The 20,405-nt window shown below is 55.8% G+C and carries 16 protein-coding genes; 5 read left to right on the top strand and 11 right to left on the bottom strand.

Annotated elements, in window-relative coordinates; genetic code table 11:
- Positions 1 to 101 precede the first annotated feature (101 nt).
- The 9 genes from FGE05_RS28075 to FGE05_RS28035 form a co-directional block, all read right to left on the bottom strand.
- Positions 102 to 1,268 (bottom strand): STY4528 family pathogenicity island replication protein, encoded by a 1,167-nt coding sequence (locus FGE05_RS28075; protein ID WP_373682530.1) that lies wholly within the window; start codon positions 1,266 to 1,268, stop codon positions 102 to 104.
- Positions 1,252 to 1,812 (bottom strand): DUF2857 domain-containing protein, encoded by a 561-nt coding sequence (locus FGE05_RS28070; RefSeq protein WP_139650106.1) that lies wholly within the window; start codon positions 1,810 to 1,812, stop codon positions 1,252 to 1,254. Before FGE05_RS28070 ends, FGE05_RS28075 begins: the two co-directional genes overlap by 17 nt.
- Positions 1,809 to 3,344, bottom strand: coding sequence for a ParB family protein (locus FGE05_RS28065; protein WP_373682529.1), 1,536 nt, complete (start codon positions 3,342 to 3,344; stop codon positions 1,809 to 1,811). Before FGE05_RS28065 ends, FGE05_RS28070 begins: the two co-directional genes overlap by 4 nt.
- 43 nt (positions 3,345 to 3,387) lie before the next feature.
- Positions 3,388 to 3,612 carry an AlpA family phage regulatory protein gene (locus FGE05_RS28060; protein WP_373682525.1) on the bottom strand — a complete coding sequence of 75 codons (225 nt, stop codon included), beginning with the start codon at positions 3,610 to 3,612 and terminating at the stop codon, positions 3,388 to 3,390.
- 90 nt (positions 3,613 to 3,702) lie between these two features.
- On the bottom strand, positions 3,703 to 4,317 hold the full coding sequence (locus tag FGE05_RS28055; RefSeq protein ID WP_139650102.1) for a hypothetical protein: 615 nt from the start codon (positions 4,315 to 4,317) through the stop codon (positions 3,703 to 3,705).
- 220 nt (positions 4,318 to 4,537) lie between these two features.
- Entirely contained in the window at positions 4,538 to 5,461 is a 924-nt protein-coding gene (locus FGE05_RS28050) for a LysR family transcriptional regulator (protein WP_139650100.1), read from the bottom strand.
- 743 nt (positions 5,462 to 6,204) lie between these two features.
- Entirely contained in the window at positions 6,205 to 6,444 is a 240-nt protein-coding gene (locus FGE05_RS30550) for a transposase (RefSeq protein WP_139650099.1), read from the bottom strand.
- Positions 6,445 to 6,518: 74 nt separating this feature from the next.
- Positions 6,519 to 7,445 (bottom strand): hypothetical protein, encoded by a 927-nt coding sequence (locus tag FGE05_RS28040; protein WP_139650097.1) that lies wholly within the window; start codon positions 7,443 to 7,445, stop codon positions 6,519 to 6,521.
- A gap of 1 nt (position 7,446) precedes the next feature.
- Entirely contained in the window at positions 7,447 to 9,057 is a 1,611-nt protein-coding gene (locus FGE05_RS28035; protein ID WP_139650095.1) for an AAA family ATPase, read from the bottom strand.
- A gap of 892 nt (positions 9,058 to 9,949) precedes the next feature.
- On the opposite strand from FGE05_RS28035, the gene FGE05_RS28030 reads away from it, so the two are divergent.
- Positions 9,950 to 10,735 (top strand): GIY-YIG nuclease family protein, encoded by a 786-nt coding sequence (locus tag FGE05_RS28030; RefSeq protein WP_139650093.1) that lies wholly within the window; start codon positions 9,950 to 9,952, stop codon positions 10,733 to 10,735.
- A 101-nt stretch (positions 10,736 to 10,836) separates the two neighbouring features.
- Here FGE05_RS28030 and FGE05_RS28025 read toward each other — a convergent pair whose 3' ends face one another.
- The gene (locus FGE05_RS28025; protein WP_139650092.1) at positions 10,837 to 11,040 is read right to left on the bottom strand and encodes a hypothetical protein; all 204 of its coding nucleotides are present in this window, start codon (positions 11,038 to 11,040) and stop codon (positions 10,837 to 10,839) included.
- 20 nt (positions 11,041 to 11,060) lie between these two features.
- Between FGE05_RS28025 and FGE05_RS28020 the strand changes: the two genes are divergently transcribed.
- From FGE05_RS28020 to avs1c, 4 genes are all read left to right on the top strand, one after another.
- Positions 11,061 to 11,402, top strand: a complete 342-nt coding sequence (locus tag FGE05_RS28020; protein ID WP_139650090.1) for a hypothetical protein — start codon at positions 11,061 to 11,063, stop codon at positions 11,400 to 11,402.
- A gap of 379 nt (positions 11,403 to 11,781) precedes the next feature.
- Entirely contained in the window at positions 11,782 to 12,969 is a 1,188-nt protein-coding gene (gene avs1a, locus FGE05_RS28015; protein WP_139650088.1) for an AVAST type 1 anti-phage system MBL fold metallo-hydrolase Avs1a, read from the top strand.
- Positions 12,959 to 18,763 carry an AVAST type 1 anti-phage system protease Avs1b gene (avs1b, locus tag FGE05_RS28010; RefSeq protein ID WP_139650086.1) on the top strand — a complete coding sequence of 1,935 codons (5,805 nt, stop codon included), beginning with the start codon at positions 12,959 to 12,961 and terminating at the stop codon, positions 18,761 to 18,763. Before avs1a ends, avs1b begins: the two co-directional genes overlap by 11 nt.
- A 17-nt stretch (positions 18,764 to 18,780) precedes the next feature.
- A complete protein-coding gene (gene avs1c, locus FGE05_RS28005; RefSeq protein WP_139650084.1) occupies positions 18,781 to 19,056 on the top strand; it encodes an AVAST type 1 anti-phage system protein Avs1c in 276 nt (91 codons plus the stop codon).
- A 169-nt stretch (positions 19,057 to 19,225) separates the two neighbouring features.
- On the opposite strand, the gene FGE05_RS28000 is transcribed toward avs1c, so the two are convergent.
- Positions 19,226 to 20,281 (bottom strand): hypothetical protein, encoded by a 1,056-nt coding sequence (locus FGE05_RS28000; RefSeq protein ID WP_139650082.1) that lies wholly within the window; start codon positions 20,279 to 20,281, stop codon positions 19,226 to 19,228.
- Positions 20,282 to 20,405: the final 124 nt, after the last annotated feature.

The raw sequence follows: 20,405 nt of genomic DNA, 5'->3' as shown, positions 1-20,405 counted from the left end.
TAAAGAGCTGTCAGCGAACAATGCGCAAGCCGTTCAAGCCTGATTACCCACCAGGAGATGTTTTTCCGCTATCCCCTGGGGATAGCCCGGACAATGGCGGGTTACCGGTCCCTGAGCAGGCCCTTGAGTTCATCCAAATAAGCGTGGGCGACGGCAGGATCGCGCTCAGCTTTAGGTGACTGCTTGGGCTTAGTCTGTGAGCAGACGGGTTCGGTTGAATTGTCCTTGGCCGCCCAGACGGTGAAATGACCTTGCATGGCTTTCTGCAAGATGCCGAACAGGTAACCAGCAGGATTGCGTATATGAGCGTCCCGACAACGGGTTGCCCATTCATCCACGACGGCCTGTCGCATCGGTGCAGGCAGTTGCATCAAGGCAACTTTCGCGCCGGCTTGCTGCGCGGGTGTGAGTGATGCAAAGCGAGAGGGAAGGGCCAATTCTGATTCATCCGGCAAGCGCTCCCTAGTACGTTGTACTTCTAACGCTTTTGTACTTAACGTACTCGCTGACTTCGGTTGCCGAAGACCGTGGGACTGCGCGGCCCTTGGCCCTGATTCGGATTCCGAAGACGGGGCCGCTTCTTTCCGAAGAGCCTGCACAGCCCGCTCTTCGGATGCAGACACAGGCTTGAGATCGCCGGTCTGTTGTTCCTGCAAGCGAGCAGCAAGAACCTGCAAATGGCTTGGTAGCAGCCGTGTTTGCACACTGGGGTCATGACTGATTTCCTCCAGCACGACCAATCCAACACGTTGGATCCCCTTATTGGCGTGCTTGAGTGTTTGGCTGACCAAAAGCATATATTCAGGGTCGATCTGCATGGCCTCAAAGGGCGTCAGAGGCCGATCATGTAGCACATATAAATTTCCCAGTACTCGTCCTGTACGTGTGTCCCGACGTCGACGCGCCAGGCTCAGCCAACGCGTCAACCGCAGTTGCTTTAGTATCTTGGCCACCGTTTCGTGAGAGGCCTGCGCACCACAAGGCACAGACGCCAAGTGACGTCGCAGCGTTTCGTACGTGGGAAACGCGGTGACCCCATCGTCGTTGAGTAGCATTCGGAAGACTTGCCAGGCATTGCGTTCGAGTGGGGTCAGGCGATCATCCAACAGCAATGAGCGGGGGACCGTCTCATGGCGATTGCCGCTGAATAAGAAACCGTCTCCGTTACCTTGAGTGCTTTGTGAGCGCAAACTCTTCAGCGCAGTATCGAGTACTGAGGTAAGTGGTGACGGGCCTGAAGTTTTCACGGTACTAGACCAACCCTTGATCGATCCAGCCTTTGACCGCTGCCCAGATCACGGAGGCTGGTAATGAAAGCTCCTCAGCCAGATCAAGCGCCAAATCCAATAGCGCTCTGTCATCGCTCACGCGAATTTTTCGGGCCTTGAACCGAGGATGCCAACGTTCCCAGAGCATTATGTCCTGGGCCTCGCTAAGCACGTGGTGTCGACCTTTACGTTTGGGCAACCCCAGTATGTTTCGGCGTAATGCTATTTCTTGATGACTGAGGCCATAGAGGGAGCTGACCATGTCCGTGCTGGCCCCCAGGCGCAGCATCCGGTCGATGTCAGCGATTTCCTGGGTCGCGTCCTTCACCTGACCCAGGATCTTGTGGAGCACACCTCGGTTTACCTGAACGGTGCACCACGGTACGCGAGCGTTGACGAGGATGCTGATCAAGGAGGGCTCCTTGAGCACGGCCAGGTCTTCGTCGGCGAATCCCATCGTCTTGCAGCGTCGGAGTTGACCGTTACGTAAATCGTGCAAAGCCTGCGCAATGACGGCTTGATTTATCGGATGAGGTATTGTCATTGGGCCTCCCTGGAATGCACATCGCCTTCGCTGTTGAGCGCTGTCTTGAGATCAATCAAACGCCGGGCCAAGCGAATCAAGCGAAACAGTCGGATCAGATCGTCGTCGCTCAATCGGTTAGCCTGTGTTTCGGGTTGTGTGGTCCCCAACAGCAGCGGGCCGATGTCTAGCGGAACGTTTGTGGATGTAGAAGGGGACGTCAGCGTTTCCAGTAGAGCGAGTAAGGTCAACGGTGCTGAGGATTCGGGCTCGACTGATTTCAGGCTGCAACGAAATCCGATGCCCTCCTCGATTTCGGTAATAACATCGGCCTTGGCAACGTTCTGACAAATCTCTCGCGCAAATTGACTGATATGAATGCGCAGGCGCCGTGGTTCATCTAGTGAAGGATCAATGCTCCAGATATCTGAGATTGGAAACAGGCTGCCCTGAGAAAAGGGCAAGGCATCCGTAGGCAGTGACGGTTCGTCTCCAGCGTGCTTAGCCACCAGCGCTTGAATGGACTGCAGGCGATTAACGTCGACTGAACCATCAGACTTGCCGTTTTCGTCTTCACTGGGTGCAGGTCGCCTACCAGATGAAGAGGGGACTGAACTGTCGCGCTGAGTCACGCCAAGCGGTTCTGCGGGATGTTTCTTTGGCATTGGTGATAAGGATTCTCCAGGCACACGGTTCAATGCCTGGGCTCGTTGTTCTCCAACCTGGCAGGCCAAAGTAAGCGAGTCGTAATCGATGCCAAGAACGTGCGCCATCTGGCCTATGATCTCGTCTTGAGCGCGCTCAAAGGAAAACTCGGCGGCCGCACCATCAAAGGAGATCAGAACCTCTTGAAACAGGGATTCGAAGTCGATGCCGAGGTCCTTATCTTTGGCGTGCTCGTCCCAAAGTTTGAGGCATGTACGGCGTAAAACGGCGAGGCGTTCCACTTGATGCCGTCCCAATCCGCCATACAGAACATTCGGAATCGCCGGCAGAAGGTAGCGAACAGCATCACGCATGCGGCTGATATGGGATTGTTGGATGGGGTAGCCGTCCGCGGTCAATCGCCGTGACAATTCCGATTGCGAAAGCGTAGCGCCACACTCTAGCTCGTAGAGTTCACGGGCTTTCTCAACGCCAAGGGCACGTTCTATGAACGTCAGTCCGCCTCGCAATTCATTCTCAGCCAGATGCCCTGTCAGGGCGAGGATCTCGCCACGACTTGGCCAAGGGCGAAACATGCAGGTCAGGCGAAAGAATTGCTCGTCCTTTGTTTCAGCCCAAAGCTCACGAAGGATCGACAATCGAGTATTGCCACCGTTGCGAATTCGAAAGTGGAGTTCGCCTGGTCGCCGGGTAATGGGTGGTGGCGCATCCAGCCCCCGCAGCAAGATAGAAGCCTTGATCTCATCGTACTTGGGGTTGCGCGTTACCCGCGGGTCCAGATCGTAGGGTTTCAAGCAGTTCAAGGTGACGATCATGGGCGTATCGGTTTGTGGATCATCCTGATGCAGTGACGCTGTTTGATCTCGAGGCCCGTTTGAAGCATTCACTGACGTTTCGGATTGAGTAGGAAAAGTTGTTACCACGCGCACATCACTCCTCAGTCTCGATCTTCCAAACGATCGGCAATCCATTGATCAACCTCTGCGGAATCCCAACTACCGCTCGAACGCCGATGCGGATGGGCTTGGGAAATTTGCTCAGGTTCATTAGGTGATAGAGGTAGGAACGCTTGAGTCCGGTTTTCTGCTCAACTTTCGGCCGGCGCAATATACGGCGTTCCTGGTGAGGTGGAGGCAGATCACTTTGCAACATCATGCTGGACATTCCTTGGCGCTTGTTCGCGCTTGTTAGGGAGAGTTAGCGGTTGAGCTAGGGGCAGGTAAAGCACCACCCTCGAGGAGCCGGTTAGGATTGAGCGCAGAGATGGCGCCTGGCTTTCTCGAACGTCGTTCGCAGCGCGGGCTCACAGATTCCAGCGCGGTTTCCGTGATAGGCGATCAGGGTGTGGATGACCGAATCCAATGAGTGGAACGTCGAATAGCGAGCGCCGCTGCAGGTTTGGCCCAACATCAATGTCAGTAGGCTACCGATGATGTTCAGATGAATGGCTTCGGCTGTGTACGGCATGACCCGCACGTCCCGCAGATCAATTTCATGCTGTCGTTGGTCCCGATGAGCGAACAGAAACATGGGCTTCTGATCAGGGTAGGCCCAGGACATCCAATGCTTGAGATCATCATGACGAATGATCAGGTACGGCGTTTTCGCCAGCAAAGAGTCGTCGTAGATGGTGCCGTGTGCCCATGAGGGCAGTTCTTGACGACGTAGGGCGAGGTAAAGGCGTTGAACGTTCAGCGTGAGCAGGGGCCACTGTGCAAGTGCCTCTGGCGTTGGAGTTGACATCAACGCTGCCAGCTTGAACACATGGGCTTCTTGTTCCAGCAAATCACTCCATCGGATCGCTGCTTCCAGCGGGCTGTAGTAATCCTTTGTGCCAACGAGCTGGTCATGTTGAGTCATGAGTCGTTCCATAGATGCAAGGTCCGTCTATGGAACGGCAGATACTAGGGGCTGCGAAAGACTCAATGCGTCATGGTGGGTACCCGTTTAGTTTGTTGACCGCCTCAGACTTCTGAGGTCAGGGCTCAGATGACCGAGACGGTCGCGGGCACCGCTTTTTACCTAGGATCTACAAGTGTTTATGAGTAAAACGTATGGTTTTACCCGTCTGGATTAAGACCTAAACTGTCACTTCGCTTTGCGTCGTGAGCCGCCTGTCTGGGCTGTCCATCTCGGAGATTCTGGTAATAAATCGTTGCAGCTGTTCGCTGGGCGTGTTTTGAGTGCGTAGCAGATAGCTGGTCAGCGGCGGAGGGTTACCTGATAAAGGGCGGGTGACGACTTCATTACTTTGACATAGGGCCATCTGTGCTTCGCAGGTCAACCCAATGCCGTAGCCCGCAGCAATCAGAGAAATCATCACTTCGTGACTCGAAACCCTTTCTGCGACGCTGATTGAGACACCAGTCTGACGAAGCAAACTCGTAATCTGCTCGTTCAAACCGGTATGCGTTTTGGGGTCAAACAACACCAATGGAAAACGCAACGCCTCCAGCAACGGTATCTCCTTGAACGCCAGTAGAGGGTGGCGAGCAGGTACGACGATGGCCAGCGGCGTGTGCCATATTGGTTGAGCCGAAAAACCTGGACCTGTTTGATTGGAACGTGCGAAACCGACATCGAAAAGGTCCTCGCACAGCCCCTTGAGTTGCTCAGCGAGCGAGACTTCGTAAAGACGTATTTCTACTTCAGGTTCCTCAGATCGGCAACGTGCCAAAATTGAGGATAGTCGTTGGGGCAACACGCCATCGGACAACGCAACGCGGATTGAACCTCGGTAGCCCGCCGCTGCGGCCTGTACGTTGCTGCGCGCTTGCTCGACTGCCCGGAAGATTCGTTTCACGTCCGCAGCTAATACCTCTCCAGGCCAAGTCAGCCGAGTTCCTCTGGAGTTTCTATCAAACAGCCGGGCGCCTAGCGTTGTTTCGAGTTCCTTGATGGTTCTAGAGAGAGGGGATTGTTCGATGTGTAATCGCTCCGCGGCCCGCGCGAAGTGAAGCTCTTCTGCTACGGCCATGAAGCCGCGTAGATGGCGAAGTTCCACTGGATTTCCTTATCGATTGCCCTGCAATGGGCACACAGCTAGGGCAGTACAGATTTTGATGCGTCGTTACATCACATCGTATGAGCACAGGTCAGCTCAATTTGCGACCAACAGGATATTCTACTGGGAGTTATATGACTCAAATATGTAGTGCTCCTCACTTTTACTTAGCTTGCACGGGCATAGCCACAAGGGCCTGTGATCTCCTGTCGATGCAATATTTAGTTAATGTCTCCTTTGGGGCAATAGCGACGAAAGCCATTATATGATGCGAGTTGTTACAGGTAGACCTGATCGCCAAGTTGTGCGAAGTACAATGTAACCGCGTACATTATTCGATTCATATAATTTGAAATATATTGAGCGGGTCTGATCCTAAGCTCGATACTCGCGGCAGACCCGCTTCCCGCGCACATGCAGGCCCATGGCGAACATGCCCGCCCTGTACTTCAGCTTTTCACTGACGTCCTCGCCGATCCGCTGGAGCGGGGACCTGGAGAATGTCTGACGGGAAGGAACGGCCGTACTCTGTAGCAGGGCCAAACAGACCGCTTGGCGATGCCTACTCACAATGGGGTGCGATTTCGCTGACCAACCTCACTGGTCGTCCCTCGGCAACCAAGGGTGAGTGCGCAATCCATTTTCGCGATAGGGCGCTCTCCACAGCCTTTTCGAGGCTTAAATCTCCATCGTCTTCTTGTCCAACATTCGCTGCAATTCGCGAGTTTGCTTGAGCGCATCGCTCAGCTCCGACACCGGTACCACGGCCTCATCAGCACTAACCGCTGACAGGCTTCCGTCTTGGGGAGCTTGCGCCCCTGGAACAGTTGTTCGGCATTGGTGCCGATGCGGCTGGTCAATACGACCACGCTCTGCCCGGGTCCTAAACTCTCGCGAACCATGGTTAGCTTCTGGTCGGTACTACAGCGGCGCCGGTGCTCCTGGCCGAGCAGTTCGCCACCCTTGTCGCGCTGTACTAACATGCCTGTCTACCTAGCCCGTACTAATTGGGGAACAGTGTCCTGTCTCTCGGTGGGGGCTCGTTCATGCAGTCTTGCTACTCACTCCAACCCAGATCATAAAGATCGCGCTTTATTGCACCAAGCCATTCATTTTTGTAATTGGAGCGGGAGAAATTTAGTGCAGTTTCGGGAGTGAGTGACCATTTGCCCCCTGGAAAGACTGAAGCATTTATTTCATCAAGCCGGCCTTGGCTGTACACCAACAGCGCCTCAACGAAACGAAAGAGTTCAAGTTCGGAAATCGCGAGTCGCTCTCTTGCTAAAAAGGTTTCAACTGACCTTCTAGCTTTTTCATGCAGCGGATCATTGGCGAGTGGTAACTTGACGCTTATCTGAGGCATTGGCGAAGTCGATGCGCTCGCTCGATGTGCAATGTAGGATACGATGTCGAAATCGTACGAGATAGCTTCCAGATCTTCGTAGGGGTGAAGGTGCCTGCGCGTGAAGAAATTTTCTTTGCCCTTGAGTGAGCTATTGCACGTATGGCAACTCGGAACCAAGTTGTACAGCGACAAAGCCAAGTAAGGGTACTCACTCTTCGGATAAAAGTGATCTAGGGTTGGACGCAGCGAACTGGTTTTATGATCCCTATAAATTGTTACAGCCAAACTTTGTTGGCAGTACGGGCACATCCGATAGGATGAAGACATGCAAAGTTGATAGGCGCTCCAAGGTCTACTGCTTTTTGTCGCAAAGCGACCATAGTCAAAAAGCTTTTCGCAAGCGGCGTCGAAGTGTTTTCGCTGTGCATCGCTAGCGGTTGACTTGAACGACTCCACATCTTCAATGATTTCTCTGAGCTTAGCCGGTCGCGAGATGGCCAAGCGGGCTCCATGTCTGCCAAGTAGCTTAGCCAACAAGGCACTTTGAGGCGGCAACGCTTGTGCGAGGATCGCTTTCAAGAAAGCTTCATGGGTAGCTTCGACAGAGCTGGACCAAATGTCCGAAATATTAATATGCATATCAGTCCTTGCGCTCCAGCAACCCCAGCTCGACCAATCTTCCTTTTATCTGCCGCCGAATGATGGGATCACCGATCATTTCAATGCATTTGAGCGGGACTGAAATACCATTAGAAACATCGTCCACTATTTTTTTAATTACATTTGCCGCGAAGGTTCCCATTGTGCCGGTCTGGCCAACCTCACGCACCACAGTATCAAGAGGGGCCCCAAAGGCCTCGGAGGGCCTGCGGGGCTTTGTGTCCCCGGCCAAGTCCTCGAACCAGCTGTTCCCATCGAGTATGAAGGTGCACTCCCGTGGAAAGTCCGACATGAGGACTGGCGAGTGAGTGGCGACAATGATCTGGACAGTTTTGAACTTTTGCTTGAGCAGTGCTGCAGTCTTGTCAAGATAGTCTATGTAACGTTGCTGCCACGCCAGGTGAAGGAACGCGTCACCCTCATCAATCATCAGCACCAGATTTGTATAGGGAGCCTCTTTGAGAAGAGCGATACAAGCTAACTCGATGCTTGAAAACTGATGTATCAAAGCGGCTGCGCCAGAGCTCAGTTCTGTGAGGCTCAGCGTACCAAGCGTACCAAGCTCCAAGGATTTCAATCGCTCATGCTGATCGTCATCAATGTAATAAACATTCTTTTTTAACTGCTCATCCCCCACAATAGCAGCAATTTTCCGAAATTTTTCCAGCGCTTCATCATAGCGTTGCCTAAAGACGGAGAGTTTTTGGGGTAGCTTATGTCTCGTTGAAAACCCGAGGGCGTTCAAGATCTGAAGTTCAGCGGTGCTACCTTGCATACGCCCTTTACGGACATGCTCGTATGCTCGAATTTTCAGTGAAAACTCCGCCCCTACTCTTAATTTCATTTCCTGACCGAAAGCCTGGATGATTTCGGAGCGAAGCCTACTGGTACCGTGAAAAGTCTCCCAATCGATAGAACCGTCGTCGCGCCTAGCTATGTGATCAATTTCTTTATATCTTTTGATAAACGGGGCCGGCCATGTATCGATGACTCCTTTGGAAGGGCTTCCTAACTGCCTCAACAGATCGCCAACTTCAACCTCCGACATCCTTGGTAAATTAAGCACTTTCCGTGCTTCAAGCCCAAACGCCAGCTTTAGCTGATCAATGACTTCTTTATGCTCAGAGGTTAGCGGCTTCTCAGTACTTGAGAGACTGGTTTTAATAGCTCGATATTGATGCCCATGCTTTGAAATTGGCAGATGATAAGGAGCAGAGGTGTAGTATACGGCGCACGTCGACTTATGAATCTCTTCAGAAACCCAAGTGATACTTGCGGCGCCATTGGCAGGCTTTTTTCCAGATAGTGCCGATACCAATCCCATCATTGCGCGCGTTTTGCCGCTACCGTTGGGGCCTACCAAAAGCGTCATCGAATCAGCAGCAAACAGTGGTTGTTCAGTCGAGCCGATAAGAGGCGACTCTACTAAAGGTATCGAAAAACCGTCATTGTGAAAGGCTGTAATCAAGTGAGTTCCCTTGGCCGAATGATTGATATTGCCTACTAAGAAAGGTCGCTCAGGTCTGAGCATTTTTGCGGGTAAGAATAACTTAGTGATGGTGTTCTGCCCACAAACAACATTCTGATGCAATCGCAAGCGTTTCGAACAGGCTATGGGCTTCGTTGTTCATGCCCTCAATGTTCAGAGGAGCAGGGAGGCGCCGCGCCCTGGATGACATAGGCACCCCTAGACAGTTCCGCATTTGCCCGGCTGTCGGTGGAGTAGGCCATCACTGGCCTCGGAAACCAGTTCGAATGACCGACTGCGTGCTTCCGCATCGTAAATACGGGCGTCCATAATGATTTCGTCGGCCTGGGTTTTGTCGAAGAACGATCTGATCCATTGACTCCCTTAAGCCTTTGTCTCGGATGTGGTGTAGTGCAAAGCGTCCCGCAGCGTGTGCTTGCCTATGTCGGCTGGAGCAGTCGAGGCTTGCCACCGTACAGCGCGTTCATCCATTAGCGATACGAAATGGCAATAAACTGCACCTCATGCTTGATGTCCTCGAATTGGCATTCAAATGCGCGAGTGGGCAGATGGAGCTCCTGAGTATTACCCTGGAGTCGATGGTCGAGCGCATGTTGAGCATGTTTGGATGAGCTAAATGGTCGCTTCACGGAGCACGGCGTCGGCTACGCTTTGGTGAAAGACGAAATTATCCGCGTGAATTCCGAAGTCGTGCATACGGAAGTGGTAAAGCCCGGGACTTACTACCTTAGCGCTCTTGGGTTTGAAGGCCCTCAGGAAGAGTTCTTGGCCGCCCACGATCAATATCCTGAGGCAAGGCCAGCGGTGCGCTCTTCGGCTGGGAAAGTCTCAACTCTGCCTCTAGCGCCAATCCACTGCTCCTGGGGACACATGGATCGACGCGTTTAAACCGCCCCCTTGGACTGCACGGAAGTGGAAGTCGAAAGCGTGGTTGACGGTGGGCCTTCTCATCTGGAGGATCTGCGGTCAGAAGTGACTGTTAGAGAGAGCAACCATGGATTGGAAGCTAGAACGATGCACCCGCCACCTTTACGTATTGGAGCTGGAGAACGGCAAGTTTTACGTTGGCCAAGCGAAGGATCCTGATCGGCGTATTCGTAAGCATTTCAACGGTAGCGGCTCCGAATGGACACGTCTGCATGCTCCAGTGAAGGAGCTGATGCGCGAGAGCCTGCAAGACGTCGACTACCGAGCCGCGGAGTTAGCAGAGAATGAGCTCGTGCTGAAGCTGATGCGGCAGTATGGATTTCACAACGTCCGCGGAGGGTTCTTTGCAAATACCAGTGTTGAGCATGTTGAGAAAAACCTGGTCAGCCATGGCCACGGTTGTGTTGTGAGTGCCGGCCTGGCCAACCTCGTCGACCCGCCAGTGGTTGAGGCCGTTCATAGGCTATCGACACAGCCCCCGGGTCAATTCCCAGAAGCATCTTCAACGTCTAGGCATGTGCTGAGTGGAGCGGAGTATGGCTTATTCGTTCTCAAGCTAGAGGGCGGGTACTATTTTGTAGGTTATAGCACCAAACCAAATGTCCGAATCAACCGGCACTTCGCAGGGAAGGGCGCAGATTGGACATCGCTGCACAGACCGATTGAGGTGCTTAGCAAACGATCCCTCGGGTTCCTGACCGAGTCACAGGCCGCCACTAAGGCCACGGATGCAACCGTCGCTCTGATGCGATTGTTTGGCTGGGAAAAGGTGCGCGGAGGCATTTGGAGGTCGGTCGACGAGGAGGTGACGTTCAAGCAGCTTCGCCTGTCTGGCCATACTTTCAATCCGTAGGCGAATGATGAGATCTTGGAAAGATAGCTCTGATTTGTGCCACTGCGGAGAGGGGCAGTTCAGTGAAAGGCGGTTTGCGGCTGCTCTTTCAGCTCCAATAGCTAAAGCACGTCGGGTAACTGGCCCTGGCGCATCAGCAGTTGCAGGACATGCGCCAACAGGCGGAACAGGCACGCGAGGCCCAGCAGCACTACAGTCGCGAGGTCGAAGACCGGTCTTATCGCGAGGTCGATTGAGTTCGCAAGGAGAGCAAAGCGTTGGCCGTCCAGTTCAAGAAAGCCCATGCCCGCCTGCAAAGTCTGCAACAGGCGTTGCTTGCGGGCAGATGGAGTTGAGCGAGGCGCGTGAGCAACGTAGCGAGGCCTCGAGCCAAGCCCGAGGCCTCCAAGACCAACTGCAGCAGTACCGTCAGGCAAGCCTGGAGGCGACGGAACAGCGCAACGCCGTGCAGCAACGTTTGCTGCAGGCCGAAGCCGACTTGGTGAGCGCCCGCGAACGGGCGGCAGCGGCGCAGGCACGAGCCGAGATTCAGGCCGAGCAGCTGGCGGCGGCCACCCGCAGTGTTGCGACGGAGCCTGCTGGGCAGCCGCGCAAGGCCGCGTCCAATAAACGCGGAAAAGCCCGACCTGCAGGCGTCACCGCCGCGCCCGACCCCAAGCAGGCGTAATGCCCGCTGGGCCCATTGCTCCTCCCCTAGGCGCTCTGGCCGGAGCGGCAACCTGATGAGCCTGAAGGCAAGGCGTAGGTCATTGGGCGCGGTGCTTCCAAGCTTAGTACCGGCGCGCAGTTGGAACCAGGCTCGCCACCTGGCTTGTGTGATCAAGGGCTGGTAGCGATCCGCCGGTTGAATGATCGGATGAGCTGCGGCCCTGTATTCGCGTCCGAGGCGAGTGGCGTTCGATTGTGGTCAGGCAACAAATCTGATATCACACTGAGGTCATGTCGAACTAGAAAGGATCATGCATCCTAGTTCGCTCCTTTGCCCTTCATAAGTTGCTTCAAGCGAACCCTGGCCGGTGCGCCCCTAATTTTGTTGATACCCTCACATGCTTAAACTGAAAATGTACCCGGCCAAGAACGGCGATGCCTTCTTGATCAATGCCAATGGTCAGCATGTGCTGGTCGATGCCGGCTATGCCAGCACCTACACCACGCACCTTGCGGGGGAGTTGGCTGAGCTGGCCGAGCGGGGAGAGCCCCTCAGGCTAGTGGTATGCACTCACATCGACGCGGACCATATCGGTGGTCTGTTGGCCTTGTTCAACGACAACGGTCCTCCCGGGCGTCGCCGGATCGAGATCGACGCGGTCTGGCATAACAGTCTGCGCTCGCTGCCTTACACGGCAGAGGGTCCGCGTTTAGGCGATCATGCCGGTGTGCTGGAGGCCATTAAACGACGCGGCTTCCCCGTGCCGCCAGCGCTTGCCGTCAATCCTATCGGGGCCGAGCAGGGGAGTTCGCTGGCCAAACTCCTCAGGACTCAGGGGTATCACTGGAATAATGGTGACGGCTCTCGCTTGATCGATAACCGCAGTGTTCCTTACACCTTGCTCAACCAGGTGCACCTGGAGGTGCTCGGGCCTCGCCTCGAACGATTGGAAGCCTTGCGTACGCTGTGGCTGCGAGAAATACGCCGACTTGGCCATCGAGGCAAACTGCTCAACAGCGACTTGGTCGACGACGCCTATGAAATGTGGTGCAGCTGCGCAGCACAACAAACCAGCGCGCCGAGTGTTCGCCCCATTGCGGCTCACCGCGCCCCCACCCTCGCCGAAACCTATACGCCGGATACTTCGGAAGCCAATGGCAGTTCCATTGCATTGGTGCTCACCGCCGGTCAGGACCGTATGCTGCTTTTAGGTGACGCGTGGGCAGAAGATGTCCTCGACGAATTGACACGGCGCCATCCGGGGACCCAGCAGCTGATGTTCAGTGCTGTCAAAATCGCCCATCACGGCAGCCACTACAACACCAGTCCGGAGCTGCTTGCATTGATCGATGCGCCTTGCTACCTCATTTCCACCAACGGTGGAAGGCACGGCCATCCAGACTTTGAAGTCCTGGCAGCGATCGTTGATCGACCTGCGAGCTTTGAACGCAAGCTCTATTTCAACTATGAAACCGCAGCCGCACAACGGCTACGGAGCTATTCATCAAAAACCGGAGCGCGCTTCAGTGTTCACGTCGTCACGGATGAATGGATTCAACTAGGAGACGTCAGCTGTGGCGGATGAAGCAGTTAAACAAGCGACATGCCGGGTCACCAATGATCATCAGGTGGGCACAGGCTGGCTGATTAGCCCCTCCTTGGTAGTGACGGCCTTTCACTGCGTGGAAGCAGCGGTGGCCGCCGGGGCAGATCTCTCCGTCGAATTTGGCATCGGTTCCGCAGCGATACGGCATAGCGTGGAGGTTCAGGCTCACGATGAGGATTTGGATGTCTGTCTGCTGCGGCTTCCTGTCGCTCTGCAGATCGAGCCCCTCACGATTGATAGCCGACTGCCCCGAGGCGGTGAGCAATGGTCCGCGTTTGGCTATGCCGTACATAAGCTGAACCTAGGCCACGCCCTCAAAGGCACGATCCAGCAGACGTTGGACGAACTCATTCACGGCGTGGATCTTGACCTCTCTGTCAGCCCCGAGACCCAACTCACCGATTATGGTGGTCTTTCCGGAGCGGTGTTGATGGTCGCCGGGGATTGTCGCGGCCTGTTGCGGGTCAGTGTAAACACCGCTGTCGCGGCCATCAGCTTTCACCAGATGCGCCCGTTTCTGGAAGCCAACGGCGTATTGGCGAAGGCCGCTGCGGACGCAACGCCGAACGAGCCCGTCGGCGCCCGTCCGGACTTCGACGCGTTGTTTGAAGAGCGGCTGGCCACACTGCAGAACGGTTACCTGATCATGGACGGGGCACATGGCATCGGCAAGTCGACCTATTGCCAGCAATTTGTGCCCACCGGAGAATCGATCGAGGTGCTGGGTGTGTATGCGCTGTCTGAGCGCGGACGCGGGATCACGCCTGCGCACCAGGCTCAGCCGGAGGTTTTTTTCGATTGGGTCAATTCGCTGTGGTCGAGGACGATGAGCGGAAAACCGGCGCATCTGCAGGAGTTTTCTTACCCGGAGCTGATCCGGGCCAGCCACAAGCGCCTTCAAGAGCTGGCCGATCGACAGGTAACCGTAGGCAAGATTGGCGTGATCTTCATCGACGGCCTGAACGAAGCCGCCGGCGCTGGCACCGACGCGCTGCGACGTCTAGCGGCGTTGTTCCCGCCGACCTTGTCGAACGGGCTGGTCATCGTGATCACCGGTGCCGGTTTGGATGGGCATGCCGCGAGCCTGAGCACCGTACTGCCGGGGGCGATTCGGCTCACGCTGCCGGCGTTGGGGCCGGACAGCCAGCGAGCGCTGTGTGTCGAGTTGCTGGATCAGGGCATGGTGACCTCAAGACTGGTCACCCTGTTGTGTGAGCGGGCCAAGGGGCATCCGCTGTACCTGCGTTACCTGACCGACATGGTGAACTGCGGCGCAAGCGAGACCGACATTGTCCAAATGCCCGCATTTAGCGGCACCATCCAGGATTACTATGAAACCTTGTGGGGGCAGTTGTTGGCTGATCAGGATGCGGTCAACCTGCTGGGCATTCTGGCGCGGCTGCGCTGGGGAATTCCGACCAAGGACTTGGCGGATATGCTGCATCCGGCCGAGAGCGCGGTGTACGTCCCAACCCTCACCCGGATTCGCCATCTGTTGACTGAAGCGGACAACACCGAAATCTACCACGCGTCGTTTTCGGAATTTGTCGAGCACAAAACCGCTGCGGTGAGTGAGCGGCTGCAAGAACGGTTAGCGGTGTTCTGTTGCACAGCTCACAGCGGTGACTATGGACAGTTGAACCGGGTTTATCACGGGCTGCGGGGCGGCACCGCGGCGCAGCAGCAGGCGATCCAGCTCTGCCAGCAAACCTGGGTGGATACCTCGGTCACGCTCGGAGCGGAACCCGATGTGCTGCTTGGTGACATTGCGGCGACACTGGCCGCGGCGACACATATCGGCGCCGCGGAGGATACGATTCGCTTGCTGCTGTTGTCGCAACGCCTGACTTTCCGGTACAACACCTTGTTCACCCAAGCGGCCGAGCAAGTGGCCTTGGCCTTGTGTGCACTCGGGCAGACCGACCAGGCGCTACGTCATGTTATTCGCAACGGCCGCCTGATCGCCCCTCCGCTGGGGGCTTATGTAGTCGTTCACACCCTGATTCGGATGGGTAATACTGAGCACGCCATTCAACTCCTCGACACCATTCAACAATCATTGGATCCGGTTTTCGAAGCGTTTCGAGCGACAGGGAGTATCGAAACGGATCTTTTTCTCCAGACCATCATGCTGCGACTTCATGGATTCGCTCTGGAATGCTCCGCCGGTGGCGAACCACCGACAGGTCGCATCTTGGCGGCGGCGATTCGGCAGGTTCGCGCTACGCCGCAAGCATTTGGCGAGAGCGGCTTGGTTGACGTACTCGCCAACCTAAGCGGCAGCTTCCATGGGACGAGGCTATGTCTGGACGGGCGGTATACCCCGGTTGCGCAATTGCCGTTGGCCGCTGCTCCGCCGGAAGCCCTGGTGTCGATGCTGCTCGGCGTGCTGCACCATGCTGAAACTAGCGCGGGCCTGTACGGGACACCCTTGTCTGCCAGCAAGGTTGGCTCACTGCTCAGTGATCTGGAGGTGGCCAGTGATCGACTTCAGCAGCCCACCGAATTGAGTTCAGGTGTGGTCAGCACATTGATTGAAACCGGTGCGTCACCGGACCTGATCCGCAAGTGTGGCGGGACCAGTATCGTCAAGGACCGGACACTGGTGCTTTATGGGGACAATCGAGCGCGGCCGGACCTGGAGGGGTTCCAGGAGTCCTATGCACGGTGGCGTGCTGCGGAGTTTCTCGATGAGAGTCAGGTGCAACCAACAATTCGACCCGCTCCAGGCGATGACTGGGAGGCGTGGTTACGTTCGTTGGTGGCTGCTGTCGCCTGGGCAGACGGTGCTGCCCGTCGGGCAAAAGCAGGTGCTAATGAGCAGTCTCTATGTCACGTATGGGCGTTTCTGTCGGACCAAGTACTGCCGATGGTCACGCGTCCGTTGAGTGTGCGCAGCCAATGGAAACAGGCGTATGCCATTCCGGAAACCATTTTCCCTGCGCTTTTCCAGCGTTTGGCGAAACTGCTGCTGGACTGTCTGCCACAGCAGGCTGGGCAATTGTTAAAGGTTCTCGATCAGGGCTTCGCCGAGCAATTGGGGCTGTATAACGAAGGGTTTCGACAGAGCCTGGCCCTGGTGACGGCCCAATTTCTGACTGCGGCTTTGGAGCCTGCCACCGCTGATGCATTGTTTGATCTGGTAATCCGTTGGCGCGATTACGTCCAGACCAACGTGGAAAACCGTTACGAGCTCATTCCAGAGTTGTTGCAAATCGTGCCGTTGCTGACGCGCTTGGACGCACAGGAAGAGGCGGCCAGGACCTACCAGGCGGTATTACGCTTTTCGATGGGGCCGAGTTGGTACAAGGAAGATCAGTTGTCGCTGATGTCCAGCACACTCGCAGCGCTGCCAGCGGTCACGCCGGTACCGACCGCCTCATTGGTGCAGGTTGCGGCGTACCTAGAGCGGGCGAGCGGGGAGATGACGTTTCAGCGCTATGTGCGGGCTGGTAAAAGCCATTTCATAGCGCAACTGTGCCGACGATCCCTGTACAGCCAGGCCGTTGACTACTTCAAGCATCAAACGTGTGGAACCTTGTCGCAACTGCAAGTACAAGCGGCGGCAGGGGATTTGGACCGGGTGGGGCCATTGACCGGTATGCATTTCCCTGGCGGCGCGCTTGAAGAGCAGTCCGCTTTGCTCGCGCTGCTGCGGGAAACATCGGACAGTGTTGATTGGCGGTTGCACTGGGCTTTGCTGGAAGTTTACCAGCATGGCGATGAACGCTACCTCGACGACTGGGGAACGCACTATGCCCGCTTGATCGGCGTAATGGCAGCCGGTTCCGACGAGCTCATCTGGGCGACACGTCGCATATGGACCATTTCGCAGGGCATGAGTACCAAAAAGTCACGCAGTCTGCTGCGCGCCATGGTATCAGCCTTGCCTACGACCCATGCCCCCGCTTTTGAGCCGTTGCTTGTCGCCATCGAGAAACGGGCCGAGCCAGAACTATTCGAACCGTTGCCCGCCAGCTCCAGCCATGGCGCTTCCGCTGCGCAGCCGGCAGCGGTTGAACCTGCGGCGACGCCAGAGGCTGAGTCCGTCCACGCCAGCACCGTGGAGGAATCACTCTACCAGCCCGGCGTGTTTGGACGGTTCTCGGTTGACGACAAGGCGCGTATCGACTTGCAGGCGGCCCTGACACTCAAGCGTCGTGGTAATACTGCGGCTGCCGTCAAGGCGGCTGTCAACGTATTGCAGACGTTGCAGGAGGGCGGCTGGTCCATTTGGACGAACAACCACACTGGAGCACCCGCAGAACAACTGATTCAAGACGCGGTTGCAGAGGCTGACGCGGTGGTTAGGCTCTATGGCCCGCTGGTTTTGGATGAACGCCATGCGCAACGCTGGTGGATCGCGTCCCACCTCATCGATAAGGTGGCCATCAAGCTGGATGCGAAAGAGCAAATCAGGCTACTCGACATTTCTCTCGAGCATGTAGGGCACATGGTCGGAGCCGCCTCATCGACGGGATTCGACTACCTCGGAGGCTCAACCACGGATCCCGCCGCAGCACTTTTCGACTTATTACTGTGGACGCTCGATCATCCGTCCTGGGAGCGGCGCGATAGTGCGGCAGCGATGTTGCTCTGGTTGGTGAGCCAAGAGGAGCGCTATTTTCCCCAAGTGGCGCGACTGGCATTTTCGATGGATCCGCGTAACCGGGCGGATCTCGCGGCGGCGGCGCTGGACCTGCTCTCCCAACGCAATCCTGTGGATTGTTGGGAGCGCCTCGCGCCACAGATAGATGTTGCGGCGCTGCTCAGCGCATGTCGACACGTGTCGCGCTTGGCAATATTTTCACGAATCGTTGATCGCGCCGCAGGGCAGGGCAGCGTCTCGGCATGCACCGCACGGGCAGCACTAGACACCGTTTTAATCCAGCAGACCACTGGTTTGTCTGTCGAGCAGAGCGCCCCACCAGACTACTTCCCAAAGAGTCTGCGTACGCACTGGGAGACCCTGGTCGGGCAAGGTCTGGTAACGCCAGCCACGCGGATCACAACCGATGAGACGCTGGCGCGCCTCTGCTCACCGCTGTCAACAGACGTCGCGCAGTTACTGGAGCTGCGCGTCGCAGAAAACTTCAGAGAAGCGGAACAATTCCCGACGAGCCGCTGGGCCAACAAGGTAGGTTATGCGTTCAATATTGGCTTGTATCAACCCATGTCCCGAGAGCAGTTGTACGTTATAGACAACCTGCTACGCTGCTATAACCCAAACAGTAGCGCAACGCCGCAGAACGGGCCGCAACTGCTCTCAGACTTCATCGCAGCGCTGAAAAACCGGTCGCTAAAAGGATTCCGGCCGTTCAGTCAGGGATTAGTGTTTCTCGACGTGCAATCCGTTATCGAGCTCAATGGGGAAATGGCCACCGTTGAACTGCTGGCTCACCTTCGTCCTCCGGATCCTCGGCAGTCAGCGTATTTATCGTTTGAAGGGTTCAGAGCCAACGACGTGGCCCCACTTATGCCTGACGGGCAAATGGCCATTTGCGTGCGGGCCCGGCCTACGGTGGCGTATTTTGCATCGCACACGCCTTCCGTGCCGACGCGCAAGTTCCTCCAGTTGATCGGGGCAAGCGAATCGGCGACTGTCCGTTACCATTGGCGTGATGGCAGTACCGTAGCGGGAAGCGGAAGCAGTCGTTGCTACGAGGCGGCGATGCTTGCTATCCATGAAGGTGCATTAACACTCCCGCATGGATGGGATATTGGCTGGGAGATTCGTCTGAATGGCAAAGTCTTGGCCGTAATGAATAGTTAATAGGACAGGAGATCGCGATGAATTTTTTTGACACGCCAGGAACGCGCGCTGATTTTGAAGAGCGAATGGGCGTGCTGGCCGAACTCTGTCGAACCGGCCGCATGCGCTTTTTCGAGGGAGTAGGGGGGATGGAGAGCCTGACCCGGGTCAGATATTTACCGAACGGTAGGGTAGATTTGCTCAGTATTGATGAGTCAGCTCGCTTGCAAGCGAACTCTGCTCACCAGATGCCGAATTTCGCCGCTTCGCTTGCTGCTGATGAAGCTGAATCGCCTACGGCTGTGGTTAGCTGAACGCGGGGCGGCCAGTCGTAACAGCGCCTATGCCACTGTGCCCGTCCCCGAAACATTCTCAGCCGCCCCGCGGGTTGTGTTTTTCTCACAGACAAAATCCTGATCTGGGCGACGCTCAAATGGCATGGCGAGCCACATACGCCGCCACCAGAGCTCATACCCATTTCCCTCAGTCGTTGATGAACTCTTCAAATTTCCGGTGGAGCGTATGACCCGGATACCTGGAGATACGCTCACTTCCTACAAGATAGGAAGCAATGCTTTTGGGCTTTCGCCCCAGCTCGCGAGCGGCCAATGCTGAAACGGCACCAATCAACATCCCTGTGCATATCCTCCAAGGCTCATAAGGATTGCCGGAACCGATGGTTGGGAGGGCAATCATCGTGGCAGCCACGGGAATCCCGACGGAGAAGATGCTGCAGATGTCATCCGTACAGAAGAATTTAATCGAATCCCTATAGTCAGCTTTTGCCCGCTCAAATCGCTTCACAAAATCGCCGACGATGTACTGAGCGTGGCCTTTGTTGTTGCACGTTGAGATCTCGGCCTTCAACAGCTTTAGTTCGTTCTGAAACAGCGTCCTAACCTCGGTATGCTCCTCGCGAAACCTCAAAAGCTTGTCGATCTTCACGTGCTCCAGATTGTGCGGCAACAGGTCGTTGATGGCCATATTTGCGAGGTACGAATTGGCGTCATCATCGTAAACGGCCTCGGTGAAACATCCTTCGTTGGCGAAGTAGGTACCGACGGCCCAGCAGTCCGAGGAATCCGTTGTAAGCTGCAGAGAACGTCGTTCGGCAACGGACGTTGCAAGGTAGAACATGTAGCCGCCGGCCAAGTCTTCCGGCACCTCCAGAAAACCATCCGCGTTCAAGCGCTGGGCCAGTCCCTCAAACAACGGCAAAAGCTTGGCTTCGATCTTGTCCGGATTGATCCGCGTGAATGATTCTGACGAGCATCCTGCGGGCCAAACCAGGGGACTCGCCGTGCGGGTTCGAAGGTTATAAAAGTCCAGAAAGCGAGTCGCGGCGTTGTGCTTCTCGATCGGTTCAAGTGTCAGGTCGACTACTGCCCCGGCCTGGACTGCTTCCCGAACTTCCGCGTCGTCTTGTGGCGCATATTCCGCAGGTACTATCCGGTGGATGCCATCCCAAACCAGCAGCGACCGCTTCAGCGCGTCGGTATCCTGGAACTCAATTGATGGGTAGTGCAGGGAGCGTGTCATGTGGACGTCCTTGTATTCTCTGAAAAAGGTCTTGAGAGTAGTCCCGAATAGAAGATCATTACGAAAACTAGTTGGCCCATCCTCCGGCCAACGCCCTTTAAACCCCAGCTCAAGGAGCGGTGCT

The organism is Pseudomonas sp. ICMP22404 (assembly GCF_006227205.1).
GTDB lineage: Bacteria > Pseudomonadota > Gammaproteobacteria > Pseudomonadales > Pseudomonadaceae > Aquipseudomonas.
Note: the sequence above shows the minus strand (reverse complement) of the source record. Positions and strands in the feature narration are given on the sequence as shown.

Bases quoted from the DNA above. Each gene is read 5' to 3' on its own strand.
- FGE05_RS28070 (WP_139650106.1), bottom strand. From the start codon at position 1,812: ATGACAATACCTCATCCGATAAATCAAGCCGTCATTGCGCAGGCTTTG.
- FGE05_RS28060 (WP_373682525.1), bottom strand. From the start codon at position 3,612: ATGATGTTGCAAAGTGATCTGCCTCCACCTCACCAGGAACGCCGTATA.
- FGE05_RS28055 (WP_139650102.1), bottom strand. From the start codon at position 4,317: ATGACTCAACATGACCAGCTCGTTGGCACAAAGGATTACTACAGCCCG.
- FGE05_RS30550 (WP_139650099.1), bottom strand. From the start codon at position 6,444: ATGTTAGTACAGCGCGACAAGGGTGGCGAACTGCTCGGCCAGGAGCAC.
- FGE05_RS28040 (WP_139650097.1), bottom strand. From the start codon at position 7,445: ATGCATATTAATATTTCGGACATTTGGTCCAGCTCTGTCGAAGCTACC.
- FGE05_RS28030 (WP_139650093.1), top strand. From the start codon at position 9,950: ATGGATTGGAAGCTAGAACGATGCACCCGCCACCTTTACGTATTGGAG.
- FGE05_RS28020 (WP_139650090.1), top strand. From the start codon at position 11,061: ATGGAGTTGAGCGAGGCGCGTGAGCAACGTAGCGAGGCCTCGAGCCAA.
- avs1a (WP_139650088.1), top strand. From the start codon at position 11,782: ATGCTTAAACTGAAAATGTACCCGGCCAAGAACGGCGATGCCTTCTTG.
- avs1c (WP_139650084.1), top strand. From the start codon at position 18,781: ATGAATTTTTTTGACACGCCAGGAACGCGCGCTGATTTTGAAGAGCGA.
- FGE05_RS28000 (WP_139650082.1), bottom strand. From the start codon at position 20,281: ATGACACGCTCCCTGCACTACCCATCAATTGAGTTCCAGGATACCGAC.